Raw genomic sequence first — 23,458 nt, forward strand, 5'->3', positions numbered from 1 at the left:
TCAGTTCCCTCTCGGTTGGCGGGCGAAGATCGACAGCGAGGCGCGCACGCTCGCGCCGCGCCGGCGCAGCGCCTCGGCGGCACCGGGCTCGGCGCGGGCGAAGGAGAGCACGATGCCGGCGGCGAGCAGCGTCGAGATGAGCGACGACCCGCCGTAGGACACGAATGGCAGCGGCACGCCGATGACGGGCAGGATCCCGCAGACGACGCCGATGTTGACGGCGGCCTGGCCGATGATCCACAGGAAGATGCCGCCCGTGGTCGCCTGGACCATCCGGTCGGAGGTGCGGCAGATGACGCGCACGAGCCCGCAGGCGAGGATGACGAAGACGCCGATGACGGCGAAGGTGCCGAGCAGCCCCAGCTCCTCGCCGACGATCGCGAAGATGAAGTCGTTGTGCGCCTCGGGCAGCCACGACCACTTCTCGCGGCTGGCGCCCAGGCCGACCCCGGTCCAGCCGCCCGAGGCGAGGGCGTAGAGGCCGTGGTCGGACTGCCAGTGGTCGCCCAGGCTGTCCCCGCCCTCGGTGGCGTGGCCGGTGATGACCGCCTGGATCCGGGACATGCGGTTGGCGCTCGTGAGCACCATGGCCCCGACCAGGGCCACCGCGCCGGCGCCGAAGAGCAGCAGGTAGCGCTTGCGCAGGCCGCCCACGAACAGGGCGCCCGCGGCGGTGAGCATGAGGATGATGCCGGTGCCCAGGTCGTGCCCGAGGAGCACGAGGCCCACGCTCGCGCCCACCGTGAGGACGATCGGCAGCAGCGCGCGCAGGCGCGTGAGCTGGCCGATCCGCCGGCCCAGGAAGGCGCCGAGGAACAGCGCGAGCGCCAGCTTGACGAACTCGGCGGGCTGGAGCTGCAGGCTCCCGAGGTGGATCCAGCTGCGGTTGCCGTTGACCGTCGCGCCGAGCCCGGGCAGTAGCGGCAGGACCTGGATGATGAGGCCGCCGGCCATCGCCCACGGCGCGAGCGCCTGCCACAGCCGCACGGGCGCGCGGGAGCAGGCGAACATGAGCGCGAGCCCGCCCAGGGCGAAGGCCCCTTGGCGGGCGACGATGGAGAACGAGGAGCCCTTGCCGCCGTCGTACGAGGTGATCGACGAGGCGGAGAGCACCATGACGAGCCCGAAGCCCGTGAGCACGAGCACGGCGAAGAGGATGAGGTAGTAGGAGGCGACGGGCAGCCCCAGCAGCCGGCGCACCTGCGAGAACCACCCGCGCACGTGATCGGCCAGCCGCGCCCGAGGCGGGGCCGGGGCGGCGCTGCGTTCGGGGGCCTCGCGCACGGCGGTCATTCCCCGGCGACCTCGCGGGCCGCCGCGGCGAACGCGTCGCCGCGCACGGCGTAGTCGCGGAACTGGTCCATGCTCGCCGCCGCCGGGGCCAGCAGCACGGTGTCGCCGGGCCGGGCCAGCTGCGCGGCCGCCGCGACGGCGCGCGCCATGACATCGGCCCCGCGGGGCTCGGTGCCCTCCGGTTCGGCCGGGTCGATCCGCACGACGGGCACGCCGGGAGCACGGGCGGCAAGCGCCTCGGCCAGCGGGCCGGGCTCCGCGCCGATGAGCACGCAGGCCCGCAGGCGCGCCCCGAAGCGCTCCACGAGGTCCTCGTACCGGGCGCCCTTGGCCAGCCCGCCGGCGATCCAGACGATCGGCTCGAACGCGGCGAGGGCGGCCGCGGCGGCGTGCGGGTTCGTCGCCTTGGAGTCGTCGACGTATGCCGCACCGCCGGCCGTGGCGACGAGCGCGAGGCGGTGGCCGCCGGCGACGTGGGCGCGCAGGCCCGTGCGCACAGCCGCCGGCGGCACGCCGATGCTGCGGGCCAGCGCCGCGGCGGCCAGTGCGTTGGCGATCTGGTGCGGCGCGGCGGGCCGGTCCGGAGTGCCCGAGGCGATGGCGACGTCCGCGGTGTCCGCGATCTCGAGGGCCGCCGAGTAGCGCTCGGGCAGGAAGGCGCGGTCGACGAGCACGTCGTCGACGAGCCCGAAGTCGCCCGGGCCGGGCACTTCGGTGCCGAAGCCGATCGCGCGGGCCCCGGGGCGCACCTCGGCGTCCTCGACCATGGTGCGGGTGGCCGGGTCCGCGCGGCTGTAGACGCAGGCGAGGCCGACGTTGTGGTAGGCCTTCGCCTTCGCGGCGGCGTAGGCGTCGAGCCCGCCGTGCCAGTCGAGGTGGTCGGGGGCGAGGTTGAGCACGGCGGCGGAGTCCGCGCACATGGAGAACTGCCAGTGCAGCTGGAAGCTCGCGAGCTCGATCGCCAGCACCTGCGCCTCCGGGTCGAGCACCGCCTCGAGCAGCGGGGCGCCGATGTTGCCGCAGGCGCGGGCCTCGAGCCCGGCGGCGGAGAGCATGGAGGCGAGCATCGAGGTCGTCGTCGTCTTGCCGTTCGTGCCGGTCACCACGAGCCAGGGCGCGCTGTTGGCGCCGCGCACGCGCCAGGCGAGCTCGACCTCCCCGATGACGGGGATGCCGGCGGCCTGCGCCGCGACGAGCAGCGGCTGGTCCGGGCGCCACCCCTGGGAGGTGCACACGAGGTCCGGCAGGCGCCCGTCGGCCGTGCGCGGCAGCGCCTCGACGTGGGAGGGCCCGCGGCGGATGTCCGCGTCGAAGACGGCGAGGATCGCCTCGTGCTCGCTGCGGTCGGCGGCGATGTCCGCGTCGACGACGATGACCTCGGCGCCGCGTTCGGCGAGGTGGACCGCCATGGGGTAGCCGGAGACGCCCAGGCCCGTGACGCACACGACGATGCCCCGGAGGGAGGAGTCGGGGCCGTGGATCGCCGCGGGGATCCGGTCGGCGTGGGGGTAGGCGGCCACGGTCGCGCCCTCGGGCACGAGCGGGGGCGGCGCGGGCGCGGCCGCGCCGTCGGGCTGCGCGGCGGGCTCAGCGGGCACTGGCCGACACCCACTCCCCGTAGAAGAGCCCGACGCCCGCGACGACGAAGATGAGGGCGATGATCCAGAACCGGACGACGATCGTGACCTCGGCCCAGCCCTTGAGCTCGAAGTGGTGCTGGAGGGGCGCCATGCGGAAGACGCGCTTGCCGGTGAGTTTGAACGAGCCCACCTGGATGATGACGGAGAGCGTGATGATGACGAATAGGCCGCCCATGATGACGAGGAGGACCTCGGTGCGCGACATGATGGCCAGGCCGGCGATCGCACCGCCGATCGCGAGCGACCCGGTGTCGCCCATGAAGATCTTCGCGGGCGAGGTGTTCCACCACAGGAAGCCCACGCACGAGGCGGCCATCGCGGCGCCGACCATCGCGAGGTCGCGCGGGTCGCGGGCGACGTAGCAGCCGGCCCGCACGGTCGACATGAGGTCGCAGTTCTGCGTGGACTGCCACGTCGTGATGAAGACGTAGCCGCAGAAGACGATCGCGGACGCACCCGCGGCCAGGCCGTCGAGGCCGTCGGTGAGGTTGACCGCGTTGGAGACCGCCGTGACGATGAGGTTGGCCCACAGCACGAAGAGCACGAACGCCAGGCCCACCCCGGCGAAGGCGAGGTCGAGCTGGGTGTCGCGGAACACGGAGATCGCGGTGGAGGCGGGCGTGCGGCCGGCCTCGTTGGGGAACAGCAGCGCGCACACGGCGAAGGTCACGCCGACGAACCCCTGCCCGACGAGCTTGCCGACGGGGCGCAGGCCCAGCGAGCGCTGTCGGGAGACCTTGATGTAGTCGTCGACGAAGCCCACGGCGCCCAGGCCCGCCGCCAGCCACAGCACGAGCAGGCCCGTGGGGGTGGGCAGCGAGCCGGACATGAGGTGGGCGAGCAGGTAGCTGAGCACGGCAGAGCCGATGATGACGACGCCGCCCATGGTGGGCGTGCCGCGCTTCGTGGCGTGGGATTTGGGCCCGTCGTCGCGGATGAACTGGCCGTAGCCGCGTTTGACGAGGACCTTGATGAACAGCGGCGTGCCGATGAGCGTCAGCACGAGTCCGAGGCAGGCTGCCAGCACGACGGCGATCATTGGACCCCGGACACCCCTGCGATCTCATCGCCCAGGTAGCGCAGCCCGGCATCGCGCGAGGACTTGAACAGCACGATGTCGCCGGGCTTGAGCTCCGAGTTGAGCATGTCGCGGGCCTCGGAGACCGTGGGCACCCACGCCGCCTCGTTGCCCCATGAGCCCTCGAGGTTCGCTGCCTGGTAGATGGGCTTGGCGCCCTCGCCCACCGCGATCGTCAGCGAGATGTTCAGCCGCACGACCAGCCGGCCGACCTCGTCGTGGAGGGCGATCGAGTCCTCGCCGAGCTCGAGCATCTCGCCGAGCACGGCGACGGTGCGGCGCGGGGCGGACTCGCCGTCCCCGCGGCCCATCGCGGCCAGCGCCTTGAGGGCGGCGCGCATGGAATCGGGGTTGGCGTTGTAGGCGTCGTTGAGCACCGTCACCCCGCTGGGCGAGTCGATGAGCTCCATGCGCCAGCGGCTCTGCGCCCCGGAGATCTGGAGCGTCGTCGCGATCGCCTTCGCGGGCACGCCGCACAGGTGGGCGACGGCCGAGGCGGCCAGCGCGTTGGCGACGTGGTGCTCGCCGAGCAGCGCGAGCTCGATGGGGGCGGGCTCCGCGCCGGGCAGGTGCAGGGTGAAGCTCGTGCGCCCGCTCGCGCGCGTCGTGACGTCGGTGGCGCGCACGGCCGGGGTGCGGTCCGTCTCCCCCGAGGCGGAGAACCACAGGGTCTCAACGCCCGGGGCGAGCACGTCGGTCATGGCGGCCACGCGCGGGTCATCGGCGTTGAGCACGGCGCGGCCGCCCTCGGTCAGGGCCGCGACGAGCTCCGACTTGGCCCGGGCGGTGTTCTCGATCGACCCGAAGACGCCGGAGTGGGCGGTGCCGACGACGAGCTCCACGCCGATGTCGGGGCGGACGAGCGAGGTGAGGTAGGCGAGGTTGCCCATGGTGCGCGCGCCCATCTCGAGGACGAGGAAGCGGGTCTCGGGGCCCGCCCGCAGGGCCGTGAGGGGGACACCCACCTCGTTGTTGTAGGAGTTGGGCGGCCAGATCGTCTCGCCCGCGGCGGAGAGCAGGTCCGCCGTGAGGTCCTTGACGGTGGTCTTGCCGGCCGAGCCGGTGATGGCGATGACCGTGAGGTCGCCCTCGGCGCGCAGGGCCTCGACGTTGAGGCGGGCGAGCTGGCCGAGCGCCGCGGTGGCGTCGGGCACCACGAGGCTGGGCAGCTGCTCGCCGTCGACGACCGGCACGGCCTCGCTGATGACGAGGACGGCTCCGGCGGCGACGGCGGCGGGGGCGAAGTCGAGGCCGTCGGCGCTCTCGCCGCGGCGGGCGACGTAGACGTCTCCGGGCGCCACCTCGCGAGAGTCGGTGACGACCGAGCCGGCGAGGCGGGTTGCCGGGTCGATCGCGTAGAGGTCGCCCTTGAGGGCGGCCGCGGCTTCCTGCGCAGAGAAATTCTTCATATCAAGCCTGAACTCTACCGGCTCGCGCACCGCCGGCCGCGCGCGCCACGGCTTCGCGTGTCTGCTCGCGGTCGTCGAACGGATGCACCGTACCCGCGATCTCCTGGCCGGTCTCGTGGCCCTTGCCGGCCACGAGCACGGTGCCCGCGGGGCCCGCCCGGCGCACCGCCTCGGCGATGGCCTGAGCGCGCGATGCGACTTCGCACACATCGGACCGGGCCGCGCGCGCCGTGCCGTCGGCGACGGCCTCGAGGGCGCCGGAGAGGACGGCGGCGCGGATGGCTGCGGGGTCCTCGGAGCGGGGGTTGTCGTCGGTGACGATGACCGCGTCGGCCCACTGGGCGGCGGCGCGGCCCATGAGCGGCCGCTTGCCGTGGTCGCGGTCGCCGCCGGCGCCGATCACCGCGACGAGCGGGGCGCCCTGGAGCCCGGAGAGGACGTTGACCAGCGCATCCGGGGTATGGGAGTAGTCGACGATGGCGCGCGGGCCCGCCGGGCTCACGACCTCCATGCGGCCGGGGACCGCCGCGGTGAAGCCGCCGGCGGCGCGGGCGACGGCGTCGAAGGCGAAGCCCGCCTCGAGCAGCATGACGACGGCCAGCGCGGCGTTCATGACGTTGAAGTCCCCGGGCAGCGGCGAGGCGACGCGCATGCGCTGCTCGGCCCCGGGCGCTCCGGTGCGCCGGACGAGGTCGAAGTGCCCGCCCCCGCCGGGGGTCCGGGCAGCGGCGGCCTCGGCACCGGCGGCCTCGGCGGCGGACCCACCGCTGCCGGCGCCGCCGGGCGCGTCCTCGACGACGAGGTAGTCCGGCTCGTCCGCGGCGGTGCGGGAGATCGTGACGACGGGGATCTGGGCCTCGCGGGCGAGCCGCCGCGCCCAGTCATCGGCGAGCACGACGGCCCCGCGCTGCGAGAACTGCGGGGTGAACAGCTGCGCCTTCGCGGCGAAGTAGTCCTCCATGGTGGGGTGGAAGTCCAGGTGGTCCTGGCTGAGGTTGGTGAACCCCGCCACCGCGAACTGCGCACCGTCCACGCGGTGCTGGGCCAGCGCGTGCGAGGAGACCTCCATCGAGCACCAGCCCGCGCCGGCGGAGCGCATCTGGGCGAGGAGGCGGTGCAGCTCCGGCGACTCCGGGGTCGTGCGCGCGCTGGGCTGGCGCACGCCCGCGATCGAGGTGGCGATCGTGCCGATCACCCCGGTCGTCTCCCCCAGCTCGCCGAGCAGCGCATCGAGGAGGTAGGTCGTCGTGGTCTTGCCGTTGGTCCCCGTGATCCCGAGCAGGCGCGGCGGCGCGCCCCGCGTGCCGGACAGCGCGGCGGCGATGTCGCCGAGCGCGGCGCGCGGATCACCCACCTCGATGAGCACGGCGGACGAGGTGTCGGCGCCGGACTCGCGCAGCAGCCGCAGCCCCGCGCTGTCGGTGAGGACGGCGCTCACCCCGGCGGCGAGGAGGGCGCCGGCGAAGCGCGCGCCGTGGACGTTGGCGCCGGGCAGCGCGGCGTAGAGCTCGCCGGGGGCCGTCGTGCGCGAGTCGTGCGAGACCCCGGTGACGGGGCGGGAGCCGTCGCCGTGGATGACGGCATCCGGGGGCAGCGGGAGCGAATCGAGGCGCATCATTTCCATTCTCCTGCCGGGGTGTCCGGCTTCTCGGTCGAGGGGGCGACGCCCAGGTGGCGCAGGGTGTAGCCGGCGACGTCGGAGAAGACGGGGGCCGCGGCGGTGCCGCCGTAGTAGCCCTTGCGGGGGCGCTGGAGGACGACGGAGACCGCGATCTTCGGGTTCTCCGCCGGGGCGGCGCCCACGAAGCTCGCGGTGTAGCCGTCGTAGCCCTTGCCGTCGGCGGCGGGCGCCTGGGCGGTGCCCGTCTTGCCGAGCGCGCGGTAGCCGGGGATGGCCGCGCTCTTGCCGGTGCCGTCGGTCACGACGCTCTCGAGCATGCTCACGACCTTCTTCGACGTCTCCTCGCTGATCACCCGCGTGCCCTGACCGGGCGGGATCTCCGTCACCCGGCCGGAGTCGTCCACCGTACCGCTGACGAGCTGCTGGGGCATCTTCGTCCCGCCCCCGGCGATCGTCGCGACCGCGGAGGTCGTCTGCATGGCGGTGGCGGCCACGCCCTGGCCGAACATCACCGTGTAGGCGGTGCGGCCGTCCCAGGAGCCCGGCTCGTGGAGGATGCCGGCGGTGGCGCCGGGGTAGCCGATCCCGCTGGAGGCGCCGAATCCGAACGCGTGCAGGTAGTCGTAGCGCTGCTGGGGGCTCAGCCGCTGGCCGGCGAGGATCGTGCCGGTGTTCGAGGACTGCTGGAGGATCCCCGCGAAGGTGAGCTTCTCGTCCTCGTGCTCGTGGGAGTCCTTGAACTCCTCGTCGTTGGGCGCCTTCCACTTGTAGGGCACCGTGAACTGCGTGTCGGGGGCAACCTTGCCCTCCTGGACGAGCGCGGAGGCGGTGATCATCTTGGCGGTGGAGCCGGGCTCGAAGACATCGGTGAGGGCGCGGGACCCGCGCTCGTTCGCGGCGGTCTTGCCCGGGTTGTTCGGATCGACGGTGGGGGCGTCGGCGAGGCCGATGATGCGGCCGGTCTCCACGTCCTCGATGACGATCGTGCCCCACTCGGCCTTGCGCTGCTTGACGGCGGCGGCGATCGCCTGCTGGAGGTAGAGCTGGACATCGGAGTCGAGCGAGAGCTGGAGGCCCGTGCCGTTCACCGGCTGCTGGGTGGAGTTCGCCCCCAGCGGAATCGTGTCGCCGGACAGCCCGCGCTCGTACTGCTCCTTGCCGTCAGTGCCCTTGAGCGAGTCCTCGTACTGCAGCTCGAGGCCGCCGAGCGGCTGGCCGTCCGAGCCCACGAAGCCCACGAGGTTGCCGCCCAGTGCGCCGGCGGGGTACGAGCGGATCGCGTACTCCTCCTGCGAGATGCCGGGGATGTCGAGGTCGCGGACCTTCTCCCAGACCTCGCTCGTGACGCCCGAGGCGACGACATTCCACAGCTTGTCGCCGTTGAGCTTGGGGTAGAGCAGGCCGGCCTCGGTGTCGAGCGGGCCCGCCAGCGCCTGGGCGGCGCCCCACGCGCCCACCGTCGTGCCGGCGGAGTCCTTGTAGCGGGCGACGTTGCGCTGGTCGACGACGAGCCGGTAGCGCTGCGCGTTATCGGCGAGCACGGTGCCGTTGGCCGAGGTGATGACCCCGCGCGCGGCGGGCAGCGTCTTCGTCACCAGGCGCGATGCCAGCGCGCGCTGGGCGAGCTGGGCGGTGTCCATGGCCTGGATGGCCAGCAGCTTGCCGCCCACGGCGAGCAGCAGCACGAGGCTCGCCGCGACGACGAGGAACATGCGCCGGCGCGGATCGGCCGGGCGCGCAGGGCTCGCCGGCACGGTGTGGGGCCGTTCGCGGTGCGGGTCGCGCCTGCGCCCCGCGGCCGAGGCGCGGGCGGCCGCCGCTGACGCGCGCCGGCCGGGGGCGGCTCGGCCGGGGGCGCGCCCGCCCGCGGCCGAGCCCGTCCGCTCGGCTCCGGTGCTCTCGTCTGCCCCACGGCCCCTGCGCCCGCCCGCCGAGCGCCCGCGGGGTGCGTGCGGGTCGGACTCGTGGGGCATCGGTCTCCTCGGGGTGGTGGGCCGCCTCAGCCGTTCGGGCTGTGCACGGAGGGGGATGTCAGGTCATTGCCGCTGCCGCCGATCGTGGGCAGCCTGTCATCCGATCGTAGGTTCGGTCGCGGGTCGTCGCGGGTATCGGCGCGCGGCCCGGGCACGGTTTCGGGTGTTTTGCCCGAAATCTCCACGGCCTTCTCAGCGGAGATGATCGAGCCGTCCGAGCGGCGGATGAACTCCGCGTTCTTCGCCCTCACCATGCCGGCCTGCAGGGCGGCCCGCTGGATGTTCTGCGGGCTCGAGCGGTACGAGATGTCCTCGGAGAGCTCGTCGCGGCGGTCGTGGAGCTGCTGCTGCTCGGCGCTGAGCTGCTGGACGCGGTACGTGCTGTGGGAGATGTAGATGTTGGCCAGCAGGACGCCCAGCAGGCCGACGACGAGGGCCGCGACGCACAGCCCGGAGAACGGCACGCGCCGGCGTGCGATGCCGGGGACGACGAGGCGCAGGCGCGCGCGCTCCGGTGCGGCTGCGGGCCGGGTCCGGCGCGCGGGGGCGGCGTTGACGGCGCGGGCGACGGAGCTCATGGGGTTTCCTCCCGGGGATTCGGCGCGGTCTTGACCACCGCGCGCAGCCGCACGCTCGCGGCCCTCGGATTGGCCTCGACCTCCGCGGCGGAGGCCTTCTGCGCCCCGCGGACCGCCTCGGCGAGCCAGGGCCGCAGGTGGGCGGGGACGACGGGCAGATCGGGCGGGGCCTGGGCCTCGGTGCCGGCCCGCAGGATCCGCTTGACGGCGGTGTCCTCGAGCGACTGGTAGGACTCGATGACCGCCACTCCCCCGATGGCCAGGGCGTCGAGCGCGGCGGGCAGGGCAGCGGCGAGGCTGTCGAGTTCGCCGTTGACCTCGATGCGCAGGGCCTGGAAGGTGCGCTTGGCCGGGTGGGAGCGGGCGCGCTGCCGGCCGCGGGCGGGGGGTTCCGGGATGACGCGCGAGAGCATTCCGGCCAGCTGGTCCGAGGTCTCCCAGGGGCGCTCGGCGCGGTCGGCGACGATGATGCGGGCGATCTTGCGCGCGTAGCGCTCCTCGCCGTAGTCGGCGATGATGCGGGCGAGCGCGTCCTCGGAGTAGGTGTTGAGGATCTGGGCGGCCGTCGTCCCGCGGCTCTGGTCCATGCGCATGTCCAGCGGGGCCGGCCGCGAATAGCTGAAGCCGCGCTCGTCCTCGTCGAGCTGGAGCGAGGACACGCCCAGGTCGAACAGGGCTCCGGCCAGGCTCCGCACGCCCAGCTCGTCGAGCGCGCGCGGCAGCTCGTCGGCGCGGGCGTGGACGGGGGTGAAGCGCTCGCCGAAGCGGGCCAGGCGCTCGGTCGCAACGGCCAGGGCCTGCTGGTCGCGGTCGATGCCGATGACCCGGACCTGCGGGTTCGCGGCGAGGACCGCCTCCGAGTGGCCGCCCATGCCCAGGGTGAGGTCGGCGACGACCGGGGTGTGCCCGGCCGCCGCCACCGCGTCGATGCCGCGGCCCAGCAGGGCGACGACCCGCTCGAGGAGGACGGGGGTGTGGGGGAAGGCGCGGGTGCCGTCCTGGGGCTGCTCGGCCACGCCGTCTCCTTCCCGTTGTGCACTGGGTGCCCGGCGGTCCGCTTGTCCGATCCAGAACCCCGTCCGCCATTCGGGCCCTGCCACCGGGGAAGTGCGTCAGGACCGCGCGGCTTTGGAACCGGGGAAGTGCCCCAAAACCACTGGCGGACGAGGATCTCGACCGAACACTCAGAACACGCCGGGGATGACCTCCGCTTCGCGTTCGGCAAAGCCCTCTTCCGTTGCCGCGAGGTAGCGCTCCCAGGTCGGGGAGTCCCAGATCTCGACGCGGTTTCCCATGCCGATCACTGCGACATCCCGGTCGAGCGAGGCGTACTGCCGCAGGATCTGCGGGACGGTGATCCGCCCCTGCTTGTCCGGCTGCTCGGCCGCCGCGCCCGACAGGAACACGCGCAGGTAGTCCCGGGCGTCCTTCGACGTCATGGGCGCTGCGCGCATCTGCTCGTGGACGGTCTCGAACTCCCGGGTGGAGAACAGGGTGAGGCAGCGCTCCTGGCCCCTGGTGAGGACGAGTCCGTTCGCGAGCTCCTCGCGGAACTTCGCGGGCAGGATGAGGCGGCCCTTGTCGTCGAGCCGCTGCAGATGCGTGCCCAAGAACATGCCGTCTCACCCCTCTCGAAACCCCAATCGGCTCCGATTGCCACCACTGTACTCCACTTCCCCCCACAATATTCCCGCCTGACGCTCTCGACACGTCTTTTTCCTGTGTTTTCGCACGTCAGATTGGTGGTGCGAAGTGGGGGTTCAGCAGTGCTCCGGGTGTCGTGACGGCCGTGTGGGACCCCGCTCGTGGCCCTCGCCGGCGCCGCACGGCCCCCAGGATGGGCCTCGGGCGGGGCGGTGGGGAGGGATGGGGAGGACAGTGGGGGCGCCCGGTGGAGGGAAGTGGGAGGGAAGTGGCTGGCGGTCCGCGGACGGGCGTGGATTGCGGCCAGCGGAGGGCCGTGGACGCGGTGCGACGTAGCGGCTGGCGCACACCGGCGGGCGGGTGCGCGCCGTCAGATTGGCCGCGCGCCGGCCCGGTGGCGGATAATGGCGGCCATGACAGACGCGACCGCAGAGCAGATCACCGCCGCCCGCAGCCTGGCCGAGCGCGCCAACGGCGCCATGAACACGGTGCTGGAGGGCAAGGCCGAGGTCGTCTCGCTGACCGTGACCGCGCTCCTGGCCGGCGGGCACCTCCTCCTGGAGGATGTGCCGGGCGTGGGCAAGACGCTGCTGGCCAAGACCCTGGCCCGCGTGGTGGGCGGCAGCGTGCGCCGCATCCAGTTCACCCCGGACCTGCTGCCCTCCGACGTGCTCGGCGTCAACCTGTTCAACCAGGAGAGCCGCCACTTCGAGTTCCGCGCCGGGCCCATCTTCTCCAATGTCGTCATCGCCGATGAGATCAACCGCGCCTCGCCCAAGACGCAGTCCGCGATGCTCGAGTGCATGGCCGAATCGCAGGCGAGCGTGGACGGCACGACCTACCTCATGCCCTCCCCGTTCATGGTCATCGCAACGCAGAACCCCATCGACATGGAGGGCACGTACTCGCTGCCCGAGGCGCAGCGCGACCGGTTCATGATGCGCAGCTCGGTGGGCTACCCGGCCCCCGCCGCCGAGGCCGACCTCCTGCTCCACCAGTCCGGGCGCGAGGCCCTCGAGGACCTGCGGCCCGTCGCCTCCCTCGAGGACGTCGTCCGCGCCCGCGAGGCGGTGCGCTCGATCACCGCCAGCCCCCAGCTGCGCGGCTACATCGTCGCCCTCCTCGCGGCGACCCGCGCCGATCCCGGCTCCATGCTCGGCGCCTCGCCGCGCGGCGGCCTCCACCTGCTGCGCGCCGCGCAGGTGCGCGCGCTGCTGGCCGGCCGCGGGTTCGTCACCCCGGATGACGTGCAGGCCCTTGCGGTGAGCGTCCTGGCCCACCGGATCATCCGGCGCGATTCCGATGATCCCGCCGATGCGGCCGCCGCCGTGCGCGAGGCGGTTGCCCGCACCGCCGTCCAGTGATGCGGGTGACCGCCTCCGGCATCGTCTTCGCGGTCATCGGGGTCGCCCTCATCGTGCTCGCCTACGTCTTCGGGCTGCCGGGCCTGCTGCCCGCGGGCATCCTGCTGCTCGCACTCGTGCTGTGCTCGGGCCTGGCGGGGCTCCTCGCCTCCCGTCGCCTCGAGGCCCGCGTGACCACGACCGGGCGCTCATGCGACGGGATCGCGCTGGCGCGCGTGGGCGAGGACCTCGACCTGCGCCTGTCCCTGCGCAACCGCTCGCCGCTGCCGGTGGGCGGCTTCGTCGTGGCGTTCGCCCCGCGGCCCGGCTTCGGCGCCGAGCAGTCGGCCCGCATGCGCGGGCTCGCCGCGGGGGCGGGCGTGGGCATCGAGGCGGGCTTCTCCCCCACGCGGCGCGGGATGAGCGGCCTCGAGCGCACCTCGCTCGACCTCGTCGGGCCCTTCGGGCTGACCGCCGTGCGCTCGACGCTCACGGGCCCCTTCGACGTGGCGGTGGCCCCGCAGGACCTCGACGTCCCGGCGCGCCGGCGCCCCGGTGTGCCGGTCGCGCTGCGCGAGGAGCAGCGCCTGGTCCGCGGCGCCTCCACCCGCGACTTCCAGACGCGCGAGTACGTCCCCGGCGACGACCTGCGCCACATCCACTGGGCGACGACGGCGCGGCTGGGCGACCTCGTCGTGCGCGAGGAGGCCCAGGAGGAGTCCCCCGGCGCGCTCGTGGTCCTCGAGACGACCGCCGAGCCGGACGAGGACCTCATCGCGGCCGCCGCGGCAGGCGTGCGCGTGCTGCTCGACCAGGGCCTCGAGGTGCGCCTCGCCTGGGGCGCCGAGCACCGGAGCCTGCGCGGCGCGGCCGGCGCCGCGCGCCTCGACCTCGTCGCCGCGCGGCTGGGACCCGGGCCCGCGGAGGTGCGCCGCGAGGACCTGCAGGGCGTCGCCGAGGTGTTCATCGCGGCCGACGACCCGCAGGCGCGCGCCCGGCTGGCGGCCGCGCTGCCGCGCAGCGCCGCCGCGCGGGTGTGGGACCCCGCCGAGCTCTCGGGCACCGGCAGCGAGCTGTTCGGTCGCGAGATCGGCGTGCCCGCCAGCTGGCTGCAGACCGGGAGGAGCGTGCGATGACCCCCACCACCGTCTTCCAGCGCTGCGCCACGGCGCTGTGCGTGTTCGCAGCGGCGCTGCTCACGGCCTGTGCGACCTCGGCGATCCTGCAGGGCACGGCGTGGCTCGCCCCGCTCGCGGCCGTCGTCGCCGCGATCGTCGCCTCCGGACTCGCCTTCCGCAGCCTGCCGGGGATCGGCACCTCCGGACTTGCCGCCCTCGTCGAGTTCTGCGTGAGCGCCTGGGCGGTGCTCATCGCCTGCGCCTCCGGTGCCATGCTGGGCGGCGTCGTGCCCACCCCGGCCGCCTTCGGCGAGCTCTTCGCCCTGCTGGGCCAGGGCATCGACGACATCTACTCGACGACGGCGCCGGCGCCCGCCACCCCGGGGCTGCTCGCGCTCATGACCGTGGGCCTGGCCCTCGTCACCACTCTCGTCGACGGCCTCGTCGCGGATCTGCGCGCCCCGAAGACCGCGGGCATCATCCTCCTCGTCGTCTACCTGGTCCCGGCGCTGCTGGCCCCCCGCGAGCTCCGCTGGTGGCACTTCGCGAGCATCGGCGCGGCGTTCCTGCTGCTCCTGCTCACCCCCTACGCGGAGCGCGGGCCCTCCCGCGGGCCGCTCACCGCCGCGGCCGCAGGGGCCCTCGCGCTGCTGCTGGGGGTCGGCATCCCGCTGCTCATCCCGCCCATCGAGGCCACGCACACCCGGCCGCTGACGGCGCCGAAGGACCTCACGGTCGTCAACCCGTTCCTCGACCTCAAATCGGACCTCAGCGAGCGCAGCAAGACGCCGATCATCTCCTATTCCACCCAGGACCCGCTGGCCCCGCCGATTCGGCTGACGTCCGTCTCCGACTACGACGGCCGCACGTGGAAGCCGGAGACGTTCAAGCTCGACACCGCGGCCCGCGCCAACGGCGTCATGCCCGGGGCGCCCGGGCTCAGCGGCGACGCCGAGCGGCGGACCTACACCGCGAGCTTCTCGATCGGCGGCCTCGACCAGCAGTACCTGCCGGCCCCGTACGCCCCCCAGACCGCGCACGGGGTCAGCGACCAGTGGATCTACGATTCCGACACCCTCACGATCGTGGGCAACGGCATCACCGCGCGCGACCAGCAGTACGAGGTCTCCTACACCTCGGTGGAGCCCACCGCCGCGCAGCTGGCCGCCGCGGCGCCCGTCGATGCCTCCCAGTTCTCCGCGCAGCTGTCGATGCCCAACGACTCCCCGGCGATCATCGCCCGGACCGCCAAGCGCGAGACGAAGGGCGCCGCGAACGAGTGGGAGAAGGCGGCGAAACTCCAGGCGTACCTGCGCTCCGACGCCTTCTCCTATTCGCTCAACGCGCCCAAGCAGGCCTCCGGCGACGCGATCGCGGACTTCCTCGCGGACAAGCGCGGCTACTGCGTGCAGTTCTCCGGGGCGATGGCCGCCATGGCCCGCACCCTGGGCATCCCCGCCCGGATCGGGGTGGGCTTCACCCCGGGCGAGCAGACCGGGCAGGGCCGCTACGACGTATCGATGTCGCAGTCGCACGCGTGGCCGGAGCTCTACTTCAGCGGCGTGGGCTGGGTGCGCTTCGAGCCCACCCCTGGGGGCCCGGCGGGCGCGCCCCCGCCGTGGACGGAGGAGGGCGGTGAGTCCGCCGAGGAGCCCACCGCATCCGCCTCGCCCACGCCGGAGGACACGAGTTCTGCGTCGGCCGAGCCGACCACCGCGGAGCCCTCCAGCGCCCCGGCCGAGGAGGACGAGGGCACTCCCGCCGCCGGGGCAGGCCCCGGCTTCCCGTGGTGGATTGCTCTCCTCGTCCTCGCGGTGCTCCTGGTGCTCGCGCTGCCGCTGGCCGTGCGCGCGCTCCAGCGCTCGCGGCGCCTGCGGGCGCCGCAGGACCCGGAGGCCGTCTGGGCCGAGGTCCGGGCCTCGCTCGTCGACGGCGGGGCACTCGGACCCGCCTCGGCGACGGTGCGCGGTGAGGCCGCGCGCCTGGCCGGGCTGGTCGAGGGCCGCGACGCCGAGGCGCTGCGCGCCATCGGCGCGGCCGTCGAGTCCGCGCGCTACGCCGGGCCGGGGCAGACCGTGCCGCTCCCGCCGCCCGGGCAGGTGAACGCGGCCCTGGCCGCGCTGCGCGCCGCGCTGCGCCGCCGCTCGGGACGCGTGCGCGGGGCCGTGGCAACGGCGCTGCCCCGCTCCGTATTCGCCCGCTCAGGTGCCCGGCCGGGCAGCCGCCCGGCCCCGCGGCGCCAGCACTGAACCTGGCCGCGCTGCCGGGGTCCGCGCGGCGGCACCTCGGCGGCCGGACAGGACGGGTCGGCTGCTGCGGCGGCGGGTGAGTCGGTCGGCGCGCGGCCCGGCGCCGGGTGAGTTGGTCGCCGGGTGAGTCCGTTCGCGGTTGGCCCGGCCGCGGTTGGCCCCGTCGGCCGGAACGGCTGTCGCGGGCAATAAGGCTCGCGCTACGTCCCTCGCACGCTGCGCTGCCTGCGCAGGTGCGGTGAGCCGGGTGGCGTGATGCCCGTGGCCGCGGAGGGTGCGATCGGCGCTGTCCTGCGATGTAGGGCGGGAGGCGCCGCCGGACGCGCGTGGCCTCCGCGCCCCGGGGAGCGGGCGGCGGGCGGGGCGCGCGCAGCCGTCACCTCAGGGCTCAGGGCTCAGAAGGAGAATACGGCACCGGTCGGAGAGAAGGCGCGACCCGGATTGGACGCCGAACGCGGAAATTCTGCCGGTTGCCTTGGGCGGCGTCAGCGCGCCGAGGCGGATAGCGCACCGCCGGCGGCCGGCGATCGAGGAGTCGGGCGGGGGCGTCAGCCCTGGCCGCGCCGCTTGTCCCAGCGGTCCTCGAGACGGTCCATGAGCCCGGGGGTGGGCCGCTTGGCGGCCTTCGCGCCGCCGCGTGCCTCCTCGGCACCGGACTCGGCGGCCGCCGCTCGCGCGCTCGGAGTGCCCGAGACGGCCCAGTAGCCGCCGAACACCATGACGGCGAAGCCGACCACCCCGCCGATGGCGCTGAACGGCAGGTCGAGGAAGAAGATCGATGCGACCGCGATTCCGATGCCCACGACGAGGGCGAGGATCCCGGCGACGAAGCGCTTGGCCGACAGACCCGGCCCCTGGGAGGCGGGGGCCTGCGCGATCGTGTGCGCGAAACGGGGGTCCTCCGTGCGCAGCTGCTTCTCGAGCTGGTCGAGCAGCTGCTGTTCGTGATCGGAGAGCGGCATCGCAAACCCCCTGTGGCGCGCGTCGTAGAGTACCACCATCATAGTCCCCAATCGCCGCGGCGCGGAACCTGAGGGCCCACCGATTCTCCGCCCGTCGCCTGCGAGTTCCCGGGCAGCGCGCTGACGGCGGCAGCCGGGGCCGCCGCACCCGCGGCTGCGCCCGACCGGCAGGGCGCCTTGCCCTCCGCGCAGCTCGCCTTGCCCTCCGCTCAGCGGGCAGTGCCCTCTCCGCGCTCCCCCCGGCGCAGCAGCGAGGCCTGCGAGATCGCGGTCCTGCCGAACTTCGCGCGCACCGCGTCGAGCGCGAGCTCGGCCTCCCGCGGCGTGTGCTCGGCGGCGTCGAGGGTCTCCTGACGGCCCGCGTCCTCGATGCGCACGAGGTCCGCCGCGCGCAGGCCCAGCAGCCGCACGCCCTTGCGATTGTTCTCGTGGAGCGTGCGCAGCGCCGGCAGCAGCGCGGCGTGCAGCTCGGCGGCGACGTCCGTGGGGGCGGGCAGCGTGACCGAGCGCGAGGAGGTGGCGAACTCGCCGGTGCGGTACTTCAGGCCCACACCTCCGGCGGCCTGGCCCTCGGCGCGCAGCCGATACGCGACAGTGTCGGCCAGCCGGAGCAGCTCGAGTTCGAGGTCTGCGAGGCGGTAGACGTCCGCGCCGAACGTGTGCTCGGCGCTGATCGTGTGGTCGCGCGCCCGTTCGTGGACGGTGCGGCGATCGCGGCCGCGGGCGTAGCCGCCCAGCACCGCGCCGTGCGCGCCGAGCACCCTGCCGAGCCAGGCTGGGTCGGCCTGCGCGAGCTGGCCGATGCGGCGGATGCCGTAGGAGGCGAGCACCTCCTGGGTCCGCGCGCCCACCCCCGGCAGCGCCTCGACGGACATGGGCCCGAGGAACTCGGAGACCTGTGCCGTTGGCACGACGAGCATGCCGTCGGGCTTGGCCCGCGCGGAGGCCATCTTCGCCACGACCATCGTCGCAGCGACCCCCACGGATGCAGTGAGGCCCGTCTCGGCCTCGATCTGCGCGCGCAGGCGCTGGGCGATCCGGGCCGGTCGGCCCAGCCGCCGCTGGGCGGAGGCGACGTCGATATAGCCCTCATCGACGCTGACCTGGGCGTATTCGTCCGTCACGGCGCCGACGAGCTCGAAGACCCGGCGCGAGATCTCCCCGTACAGCCCGCGCGAGGGCGGGATGATGACCGCCTGGGGGCAGTTGCGGACCGCGACGGACATGGGCATGGCCGCGTGCACGCCGAATTCGCGGGCCTCATAGGAGGCGGAGACGACCACGCCGCGGCCCGCCCGGCCGCCCACGATGACGGGCCGACCGCGCAGCTCCGGGCGCGAGAGCAGCTCCGCGGAGACGAAGAACGAGTCCATGTCGAGGTGGAGGATCGTGCAGCCGGTGTCGTCGCCGCTCAGCTGCGAGAGGTCCCCGCCCGAGCGGGCCAGCTGCTTTCGACTCATTTCTCCCCCGACCTGTACGCTGACCTGCATGGTACCCGGCAGCGCTGACACGGACCCCCCGCCCGCGCGCCTGAGCGACCCGGATGCCGTCATCGCGGCCGTGGACGCCCGGCTGGCCGCCTTCCTCGCCGAGGCCGCGGCCCAGGCGGCCCGGATCTCCCCCGCCGCCGCGGAGCTCTACGATCCGATCCGCGCGTTCGCCCGGCGCGGCAAGCGCATCCGCGCGCTCGCGCTGCGCTGGGGCTTCGAGGCAGCCGGCGGGGACGCTGCCCGGCAGCCGGGCATCGACGACGCCTGCGTGGCCGTCGAGCTCCTCCACGCCGCAGCCCTCATCCACGACGACATCATCGACGAGTCGGAGACCCGCCGCGGCAGCCCCGCCGTCCACACGGCGTTCGCCCGCTCGCACGCCGAGCACGGGTTCAGCGGCGCCCCCGCCCACTTCGGCACCGCGGCCGCCATTATCGCCGGCGACCTCTGCCTGAGCCTGAGCGAGCAGGCGCACGCCCGCACCGGGCTGCCCCACGCGGGCGCCCCGGAGGCCGTGCGCCGCCACGACGACCTGCGCCGCGACGTCATGCTCGGCCAGTTCCTCGACATCCGGATCCAGGCCGCCCCGATCGCCGCGGGCGACATCCGGGAGCGCGCCATGGAGGTTCTGACCTACAAGTCCGCGAAGTACTCGGTCGAGCAGCCGCTGCTGCTGGGGGCCGCGCTGGCCGGGGCGGGGCCGGAGCTGCTGGCCGCGCTCAGCGCCTTCGGGCTGCCGCTGGGCCGGGCGTTCCAGCTGCGCGATGACGAGCTCGGCGTCTTCGGCGACCCGGAGGCCACCGGCAAGCCCGCCGGGGACGACCTGCTGCAGGGCAAGCGCACCGTGCTGGTGGGGATGGCGCTCACCCGGCTCGACGCCGAGGACGCGGCGTGGCTGACGGCGCACCTCGGCGACCCGGGCATCGGCGCGGCGGACCTCGGGCGGATGCGCGAGCTGCTGCGCGCCTCGGGCGCGGTTGACGAGCACGAGGCGCTCATCAGCGCAGAGGAGGGCGCGGCAGCCGCGGCGCTCTCGCGCCTGGGCGAACTGGGCCTGGGCGACGCCGACCTCGCGGCGCTGCGGGCCTACGCCGGGCGACTCACCCGGCGCGCCGCGTAGCCGCGCGGCTCAGAACGCGAGGGCCTGGGCGCGGCGGCGCACCTCGCCCTTCGCGCCGGCGCGCAGCTGGTCGATGGGGCGGCCCGGCAGCGAATCGTCCTCGGTGAAGAGCCACGCGATCGACTCGTCGTCATCGAAGCCCGCATCGTGGAGCAGCACCAGAGTGCCGCGCAGCGCGGGAACGACCCCGTCGTCGAGCAGGAACGCGGCGGGAACGCGGAAGACCTTCGGATCGCCGGTCTTGATGCCGCAGATCGCCCGGTCCTCCACGAGCCTGCGGACCCGGGAGATCCCCAGCCCGGTCACCTCCGCGATGTCCGGGAGGGGCAGCCAGGCGTCGACGAGTTCTTCTGCTGTGCTCACCCCACCAGGGTAGCGCGCACTCCCGCCCGGACGCGCCCGGGCGGACGTGCCCTCCGACACGCCGAGGGCGGCGCCTCAGGCACCGGGGCCGCGCCCGCCCGTAGGCTGGGTGCGTCGCCCGAGCACTCGCGCGGGCGGCGCACGCGCAGACTGACTTCCCCTAACGAGACTGCAGGTCATGACTGATTCAGCCCGCCACCCGGCCGCACCGCGGCTGCGCCGCTCGCGCGCGGCCGCCGCTGAGTCGCCGCTCGCGCTCGCCTCATACTTCGCCCACGCGCCCGAGGCGCCCGCCGCACCCGCTCCCTCCCCTGCCTCGCGGTCGGCTGCCGCTGCCTTCCTGCCGAGCGCGGACCCCGTCCTGCCGCTCGGCGGCGAGGAGGCCGGCTTCACCCGCGGCACGGTCTCCGAGGCCGTCCCCGTCACCCACGGGGGGCGGACCTACCAGGTCCGCACGGGTGACACGCTGCTCTCCATCGCCGCGAAGCACGGCGTGTCCGCCCCCGCGCTCATCGAGCTCAACCGGCTGCGCGGGGCCGCCGCGCTGCGCCCCGGGCAGGTGCTGTCCCTGCCGCAGAAGGCGGCGCCCACCCGCCCTGCCGGCCACCGCGTGCGCAAGGGCGAGACGCTCAACTCGATCGCCTGGTCCCACGGCATCGCGCCCGGCCAGCTGCGCCGAGCCAACGCGATGGGCGAGTCCTCGCTCATCGTCGTGGGCGAGGTGCTCGCGCTGCAGGGCTCCGGGGCCACGAGCGGGCGCCGTCGTCCCGCCCCGCCGGCGGACCTGCCGGCCCTGCCCGCCTCGATCGCGGGCGCGGACTACCCGGCCGAGGTGCTCGCTGCGGCCGCGCTCAACAAGCACCTCCTGCTCGCCCGGCCCGCCCCGAGCGTCCGCTGGGCCGGTGCCGCCGTCGAGCGGCTCGCCGGTGAGCTGGGCGTCAGTCCCGAGCTCGCATTCGCACTCGCCCAGCAGGAGTCGGGCCTCAACCACCGCACCGTCTCCCCCGTCAACGCGATCGGCATCATGCAGGTCACGCCCGCGGCCGGGCAGTGGGCCTGCGCGCTGACCGGGCGCCGGCTCAACATCCTCGATGCCGCGGACAACATCGTCGCGGGCCTGGCGATCCTGCGCCGCCTGTTGGCGGACGCCGCCGACGAGGGCGCCGCCCTCGCCGCCTACTACCAGGGGGCGGCCAGCGTCGCCGCGCACGGCAGGGCCGCGGACACCGTGCGCTTCGTGCGCGCCGTCGAGGCCACGGCCGATCGCCGCCGGCGCACGGCCGCCGAGCGCGCCCGGCGCGCCGCCCAGGCCGCGCCCCAGCCGGGCGCGGAGCCGCACAGCGGCCCCGCGGCGGGGCGCGCGGCCGGCTCCGGGCCGCAGCACGGCGGGGCGAGCGCATGGTGATCCGCGATCCGCTGCTCGGGCAGCTGCTCAACGGCCGATACCGCGTCGACACCGTCGCGGCCCGCGGCGGCATGGCAATGGTCTACCGCGGCACGGACATGCTGCTGGAGTCGACCGTGGGCATCAAGGTCATGCACGGCCATCTGAGCGCCGATGAGACCTTCGTCGAGCGCTTCGAGCGGGAGGCGGAGAACGCCGCGCGCCTCGTGCACCCCAACCTCGTGGCCGTGCACGATCAGCAGCGCGACGGCGATGTCGTCTACCTCGTCATGGAGTACCTCGAGTCCGTGACGCTGCGCAAGGAGCTCAAGCACCGCGGGCGGCTCACCCCGCGCCAGGCGATCGTCGTGACCGACGCGATCCTCGCCGCCCTCGAGGTGGTCCACGGCGCGGACATGATCCACCGCGACCTCAAGCCGGACAACATCCTGCTGGGCACCGACGGCCAGATCAAGCTCGCGGACTTCGGCCTGGCGCGCGCCGTGACATCGGCGACGACGACGAAGACGCTCATCGGCACGGTGGGCTACGTTGCCCCGGAGCTCGTCACGCGCACGGGCGCCGACCACCGCACGGACCTCTACACGCTGGGCATCATGCTCTACGAGATGCTCACCGGGCAGCTGCCCTACACGGACGAGGTGCCGATTCAGGTCGCCTACCGCCACGTCCACGACCGCGTGCCCCCGCCCTCGGCGGTGGTGCCCGGGCTCGATCCCGAGCTCGACGCGATCGTACTGTGGGCAACGGCCCGCGACCCGGAGGAGCGGCCCTCGGACGCCGCCGCGTTCCGCGCCGAGCTCGGCCGGCTGCGCGCGGAGCTGAGCGCGGCCGCCCTCGACTTCGGGGCCGCCGCCGCAGAGCTGCCGGCCGCCGACGGCGCCCCAGTGCTCACGCCCACCGCAGGCCTCGAGCGGCCCCCCGCCCAGCCGGCGCCCAAGGAGCGCAAGGCCCGCACCGACGAGATCCCGTTCGTCGGCGATGCCGAGGGCGCGCAGCCCGCGGCCGAGCCGGGCACCGCCAGAGCACCCGAGGATGCCGCGGCGGGGACCGAAGACGCAGCCGCCGGACTGCCCGCGGCCGCCTTCGCCGCCGAGACTGCGGCTGGAACCCGGGCCACCGAGGCCGGCGCCGTGACCGGGGAGCCGGCTCGCGCCACCGCCCCGGCGGGTGCGGCCGAGGACCACGACGGTGCGCGCGCGGGAGCGCTCGCGGCCAGCGCGCCGACGGCACAGGGTGCCACCCGGGCGCCCGCCTTGGGCGCGGGCGGTGGGCGGCGCCGGCGCACTGCGCGCAGGGCGCTGGGCATCACCGCGGCAACCGCGGTCGTCATGCTGGGCGGCTGGTCGGCCATCGCGCTGACCAACCCCGCCGATGGTGAGAGCACCGAGGCCCAGACGAGCACACCGCCGGCCAAGCCGCTCGTCCCGGCCGTGCAGGCGGGGACCGAGGCCGAGGCGGCGGAGCAGGCGCTGCGCTCCGCGGGCTTCGAGCCGGCGCTGGCCCAGGAGTACAGCGAGTCGGCGAAGGCCGGCACCGTCATCGGCACCGATCCCAAGGCCGGCACGGCGCTGCCCGAGCACTCGACCGTCCACGTGCGCGTGTCGAAGGGCGCCCAGCGCTTCGCGGTGCCCGATGTCACGGGCTCCTCGCTGGCCGACGCGAAGGCCGCGCTGGCCAAGGCGGGGCTCAAGGCCGGGGACGTGAAGTCCAAGCACTCCGCTTCCGTCGCGAAGGGCGACGTGATCGCGCAGGCCGACGATGCCGGGGCCAAGCTGCGCAAGGGCGCCGCGGTGGACCTCACCGTGTCGAAGGGCGAGGCGCCCGTCGAGATCCCGAACGTCAAGGGGTACGGGTACAAGACGGCGTTCGGCAAGCTCATCGGCGCGGGCTTCCGGGTCGCCCGCCAGGACGTCTACAGCGACACCGTGGCCAAGGGCAGCGTTGTCTCCCAGTACCCGGGTGCCGGGGCGGAGCGCAAGAAGGACGCGCTCGTCTTCCTCAAGGTCTCCAAGGGCAAGAAGCCGGAGAAGTCCGACGAGAAGAAGGCGGAGAAGTCCGCGGCCGCGAAGTCCGACGCGGCGAAGAAGAAGGCCGCGGACAAGAAGGCGGCAGACAAGAAGATGGCCGCGAAGAAGTAGCCGGCGCCGGCCGGGCTGCCCGCGCTGCCCG

18 protein-coding genes are annotated in these 23,458 nt (G+C 74.4%); 6 read left to right on the plus strand and 12 right to left on the minus strand.

Annotated features, from left to right (window positions below):
- From ftsW to mraZ, 9 genes are all read right to left on the minus strand, one after another.
- On the minus strand, positions 1-1,293 hold the full coding sequence (gene ftsW, locus BRM1_RS04270; RefSeq protein ID WP_160953760.1) for a putative lipid II flippase FtsW: 1,293 nt from the start codon (positions 1,291-1,293) through the stop codon (positions 1-3).
- Positions 1,290-2,891: a UDP-N-acetylmuramoyl-L-alanine--D-glutamate ligase gene (gene murD, locus BRM1_RS04275; protein ID WP_268528622.1), complete on the minus strand. Its 1,602-nt coding sequence runs from the start codon at positions 2,889-2,891 to the stop codon at positions 1,290-1,292. Before murD ends, ftsW begins: the two co-directional genes overlap by 4 nt.
- Complete coding sequence (gene mraY, locus BRM1_RS04280) at positions 2,881-3,972, minus strand: phospho-N-acetylmuramoyl-pentapeptide-transferase (protein ID WP_160953761.1); 1,092 nt, start codon at positions 3,970-3,972, stop codon at positions 2,881-2,883. Before mraY ends, murD begins: the two co-directional genes overlap by 11 nt.
- Positions 3,969-5,420: a UDP-N-acetylmuramoyl-tripeptide--D-alanyl-D-alanine ligase gene (locus tag BRM1_RS04285; RefSeq protein WP_160953762.1), complete on the minus strand. Its 1,452-nt coding sequence runs from the start codon at positions 5,418-5,420 to the stop codon at positions 3,969-3,971. Before BRM1_RS04285 ends, mraY begins: the two co-directional genes overlap by 4 nt.
- Before the next feature lies 1 nt (position 5,421).
- On the minus strand, positions 5,422-7,038 hold the full coding sequence (locus BRM1_RS04290) for a UDP-N-acetylmuramoyl-L-alanyl-D-glutamate--2,6-diaminopimelate ligase (RefSeq protein ID WP_160953763.1): 1,617 nt from the start codon (positions 7,036-7,038) through the stop codon (positions 5,422-5,424).
- A complete protein-coding gene (locus tag BRM1_RS04295; protein ID WP_268528629.1) occupies positions 7,035-9,014 on the minus strand; it encodes a peptidoglycan D,D-transpeptidase FtsI family protein in 1,980 nt (659 codons plus the stop codon). The genes BRM1_RS04290 and BRM1_RS04295 overlap by 4 nt, the downstream gene beginning before the upstream one ends.
- Positions 9,015-9,040: 26 nt before the next feature.
- A complete protein-coding gene (locus tag BRM1_RS04300) occupies positions 9,041-9,592 on the minus strand; it encodes a hypothetical protein (protein WP_268528631.1) in 552 nt (183 codons plus the stop codon).
- The gene (rsmH, locus tag BRM1_RS04305) at positions 9,589-10,608 is read right to left on the minus strand and encodes a 16S rRNA (cytosine(1402)-N(4))-methyltransferase RsmH (protein WP_268528634.1); all 1,020 of its coding nucleotides are present in this window, start codon (positions 10,606-10,608) and stop codon (positions 9,589-9,591) included. The genes BRM1_RS04300 and rsmH overlap by 4 nt, the downstream gene beginning before the upstream one ends.
- Positions 10,609-10,776: 168 nt before the next feature.
- On the minus strand, positions 10,777-11,208 hold the full coding sequence (mraZ, locus tag BRM1_RS04310; RefSeq protein ID WP_160954344.1) for a division/cell wall cluster transcriptional repressor MraZ: 432 nt from the start codon (positions 11,206-11,208) through the stop codon (positions 10,777-10,779).
- A gap of 441 nt (positions 11,209-11,649) precedes the next feature.
- Between mraZ and BRM1_RS04315 the strand changes: the two genes are divergently transcribed.
- The 3 genes from BRM1_RS04315 to BRM1_RS04325 are packed head-to-tail and all read left to right on the plus strand — an operon-like array spanning position 11,650 to position 15,946.
- Positions 11,650-12,600 carry an AAA family ATPase gene (locus tag BRM1_RS04315; protein WP_268528637.1) on the plus strand — a complete coding sequence of 317 codons (951 nt, stop codon included), beginning with the start codon at positions 11,650-11,652 and terminating at the stop codon, positions 12,598-12,600.
- 5 nt (positions 12,601-12,605) lie between these two features.
- Complete coding sequence (locus tag BRM1_RS04320; protein ID WP_268528640.1) at positions 12,606-13,715, plus strand: DUF58 domain-containing protein; 1,110 nt, start codon at positions 12,606-12,608, stop codon at positions 13,713-13,715.
- Positions 13,712-15,946: a transglutaminase family protein gene (locus BRM1_RS04325; RefSeq protein ID WP_268528643.1), complete on the plus strand. Its 2,235-nt coding sequence runs from the start codon at positions 13,712-13,714 to the stop codon at positions 15,944-15,946. Before BRM1_RS04320 ends, BRM1_RS04325 begins: the two co-directional genes overlap by 4 nt.
- Before the next feature lie 548 nt (positions 15,947-16,494).
- Here BRM1_RS04325 and BRM1_RS04330 read toward each other — a convergent pair.
- Together BRM1_RS04330 and dinB are read right to left on the minus strand one after the other, a co-directional pair.
- The gene (locus tag BRM1_RS04330; protein ID WP_268528645.1) at positions 16,495-16,908 is read right to left on the minus strand and encodes a DUF3040 domain-containing protein; all 414 of its coding nucleotides are present in this window, start codon (positions 16,906-16,908) and stop codon (positions 16,495-16,497) included.
- A 209-nt stretch (positions 16,909-17,117) separates the two neighbouring features.
- Positions 17,118-18,368, minus strand: coding sequence for a DNA polymerase IV (dinB, locus tag BRM1_RS04335; protein WP_268528647.1), 1,251 nt, complete (start codon positions 18,366-18,368; stop codon positions 17,118-17,120).
- Between the two features lie 28 nt (positions 18,369-18,396).
- On the opposite strand from dinB, the gene BRM1_RS04340 reads away from it, so the two are divergent.
- Complete coding sequence (locus BRM1_RS04340) at positions 18,397-19,518, plus strand: polyprenyl synthetase family protein (protein WP_268528650.1); 1,122 nt, start codon at positions 18,397-18,399, stop codon at positions 19,516-19,518.
- A 9-nt stretch (positions 19,519-19,527) separates the two neighbouring features.
- On the opposite strand, the gene BRM1_RS04345 is transcribed toward BRM1_RS04340, so the two are convergent.
- Entirely contained in the window at positions 19,528-19,881 is a 354-nt protein-coding gene (locus tag BRM1_RS04345; RefSeq protein ID WP_268528654.1) for an Rv2175c family DNA-binding protein, read from the minus strand.
- A 178-nt stretch (positions 19,882-20,059) separates the two neighbouring features.
- Here BRM1_RS04345 and BRM1_RS04350 point away from each other — a divergent pair, with 178 nt between their 5' ends.
- Positions 20,060-21,286, plus strand: coding sequence for a LysM peptidoglycan-binding domain-containing protein (locus BRM1_RS04350; protein WP_268528659.1), 1,227 nt, complete (start codon positions 20,060-20,062; stop codon positions 21,284-21,286).
- Positions 21,280-23,427, plus strand: a complete 2,148-nt coding sequence (locus tag BRM1_RS04355) for a protein kinase domain-containing protein (RefSeq protein ID WP_268528662.1) — start codon at positions 21,280-21,282, stop codon at positions 23,425-23,427. The genes BRM1_RS04350 and BRM1_RS04355 overlap by 7 nt, the downstream gene beginning before the upstream one ends.
- The last annotated feature ends 31 nt before the right edge of the window (positions 23,428-23,458 follow it).

It is taken from the genome of Brevibacterium sp. BRM-1 (assembly GCF_026802075.1).
Lineage (GTDB): Bacteria > Actinomycetota > Actinomycetes > Actinomycetales > Brevibacteriaceae > Brevibacterium > Brevibacterium rongguiense.

Excerpts from the sequence above, each read along its gene's own strand:
- ftsW (WP_160953760.1), bottom strand. The coding sequence starts at position 1,293 with ATGACCGCCGTGCGCGAGGCCCCCGAACGCAGCGCCGCCCCGGCCCCG.
- mraY (WP_160953761.1), bottom strand. The coding sequence starts at position 3,972 with ATGATCGCCGTCGTGCTGGCAGCCTGCCTCGGACTCGTGCTGACGCTC.
- BRM1_RS04285 (WP_160953762.1), bottom strand. The coding sequence starts at position 5,420 with ATGAAGAATTTCTCTGCGCAGGAAGCCGCGGCCGCCCTCAAGGGCGAC.
- BRM1_RS04290 (WP_160953763.1), bottom strand. The coding sequence starts at position 7,038 with ATGATGCGCCTCGATTCGCTCCCGCTGCCCCCGGATGCCGTCATCCAC.
- BRM1_RS04295 (WP_268528629.1), bottom strand. The coding sequence starts at position 9,014 with ATGCCCCACGAGTCCGACCCGCACGCACCCCGCGGGCGCTCGGCGGGC.
- BRM1_RS04300 (WP_268528631.1), bottom strand. The coding sequence starts at position 9,592 with ATGAGCTCCGTCGCCCGCGCCGTCAACGCCGCCCCCGCGCGCCGGACC.
- mraZ (WP_160954344.1), bottom strand. The coding sequence starts at position 11,208 with ATGTTCTTGGGCACGCATCTGCAGCGGCTCGACGACAAGGGCCGCCTC.
- BRM1_RS04315 (WP_268528637.1), top strand. The coding sequence starts at position 11,650 with ATGACAGACGCGACCGCAGAGCAGATCACCGCCGCCCGCAGCCTGGCC.
- BRM1_RS04325 (WP_268528643.1), top strand. The coding sequence starts at position 13,712 with ATGACCCCCACCACCGTCTTCCAGCGCTGCGCCACGGCGCTGTGCGTG.
- BRM1_RS04330 (WP_268528645.1), bottom strand. The coding sequence starts at position 16,908 with ATGCCGCTCTCCGATCACGAACAGCAGCTGCTCGACCAGCTCGAGAAG.
- dinB (WP_268528647.1), bottom strand. The coding sequence starts at position 18,368 with ATGAGTCGAAAGCAGCTGGCCCGCTCGGGCGGGGACCTCTCGCAGCTG.
- BRM1_RS04340 (WP_268528650.1), top strand. The coding sequence starts at position 18,397 with ATGGTACCCGGCAGCGCTGACACGGACCCCCCGCCCGCGCGCCTGAGC.
- BRM1_RS04350 (WP_268528659.1), top strand. The coding sequence starts at position 20,060 with ATGACTGATTCAGCCCGCCACCCGGCCGCACCGCGGCTGCGCCGCTCG.
- BRM1_RS04355 (WP_268528662.1), top strand. The coding sequence starts at position 21,280 with ATGGTGATCCGCGATCCGCTGCTCGGGCAGCTGCTCAACGGCCGATAC.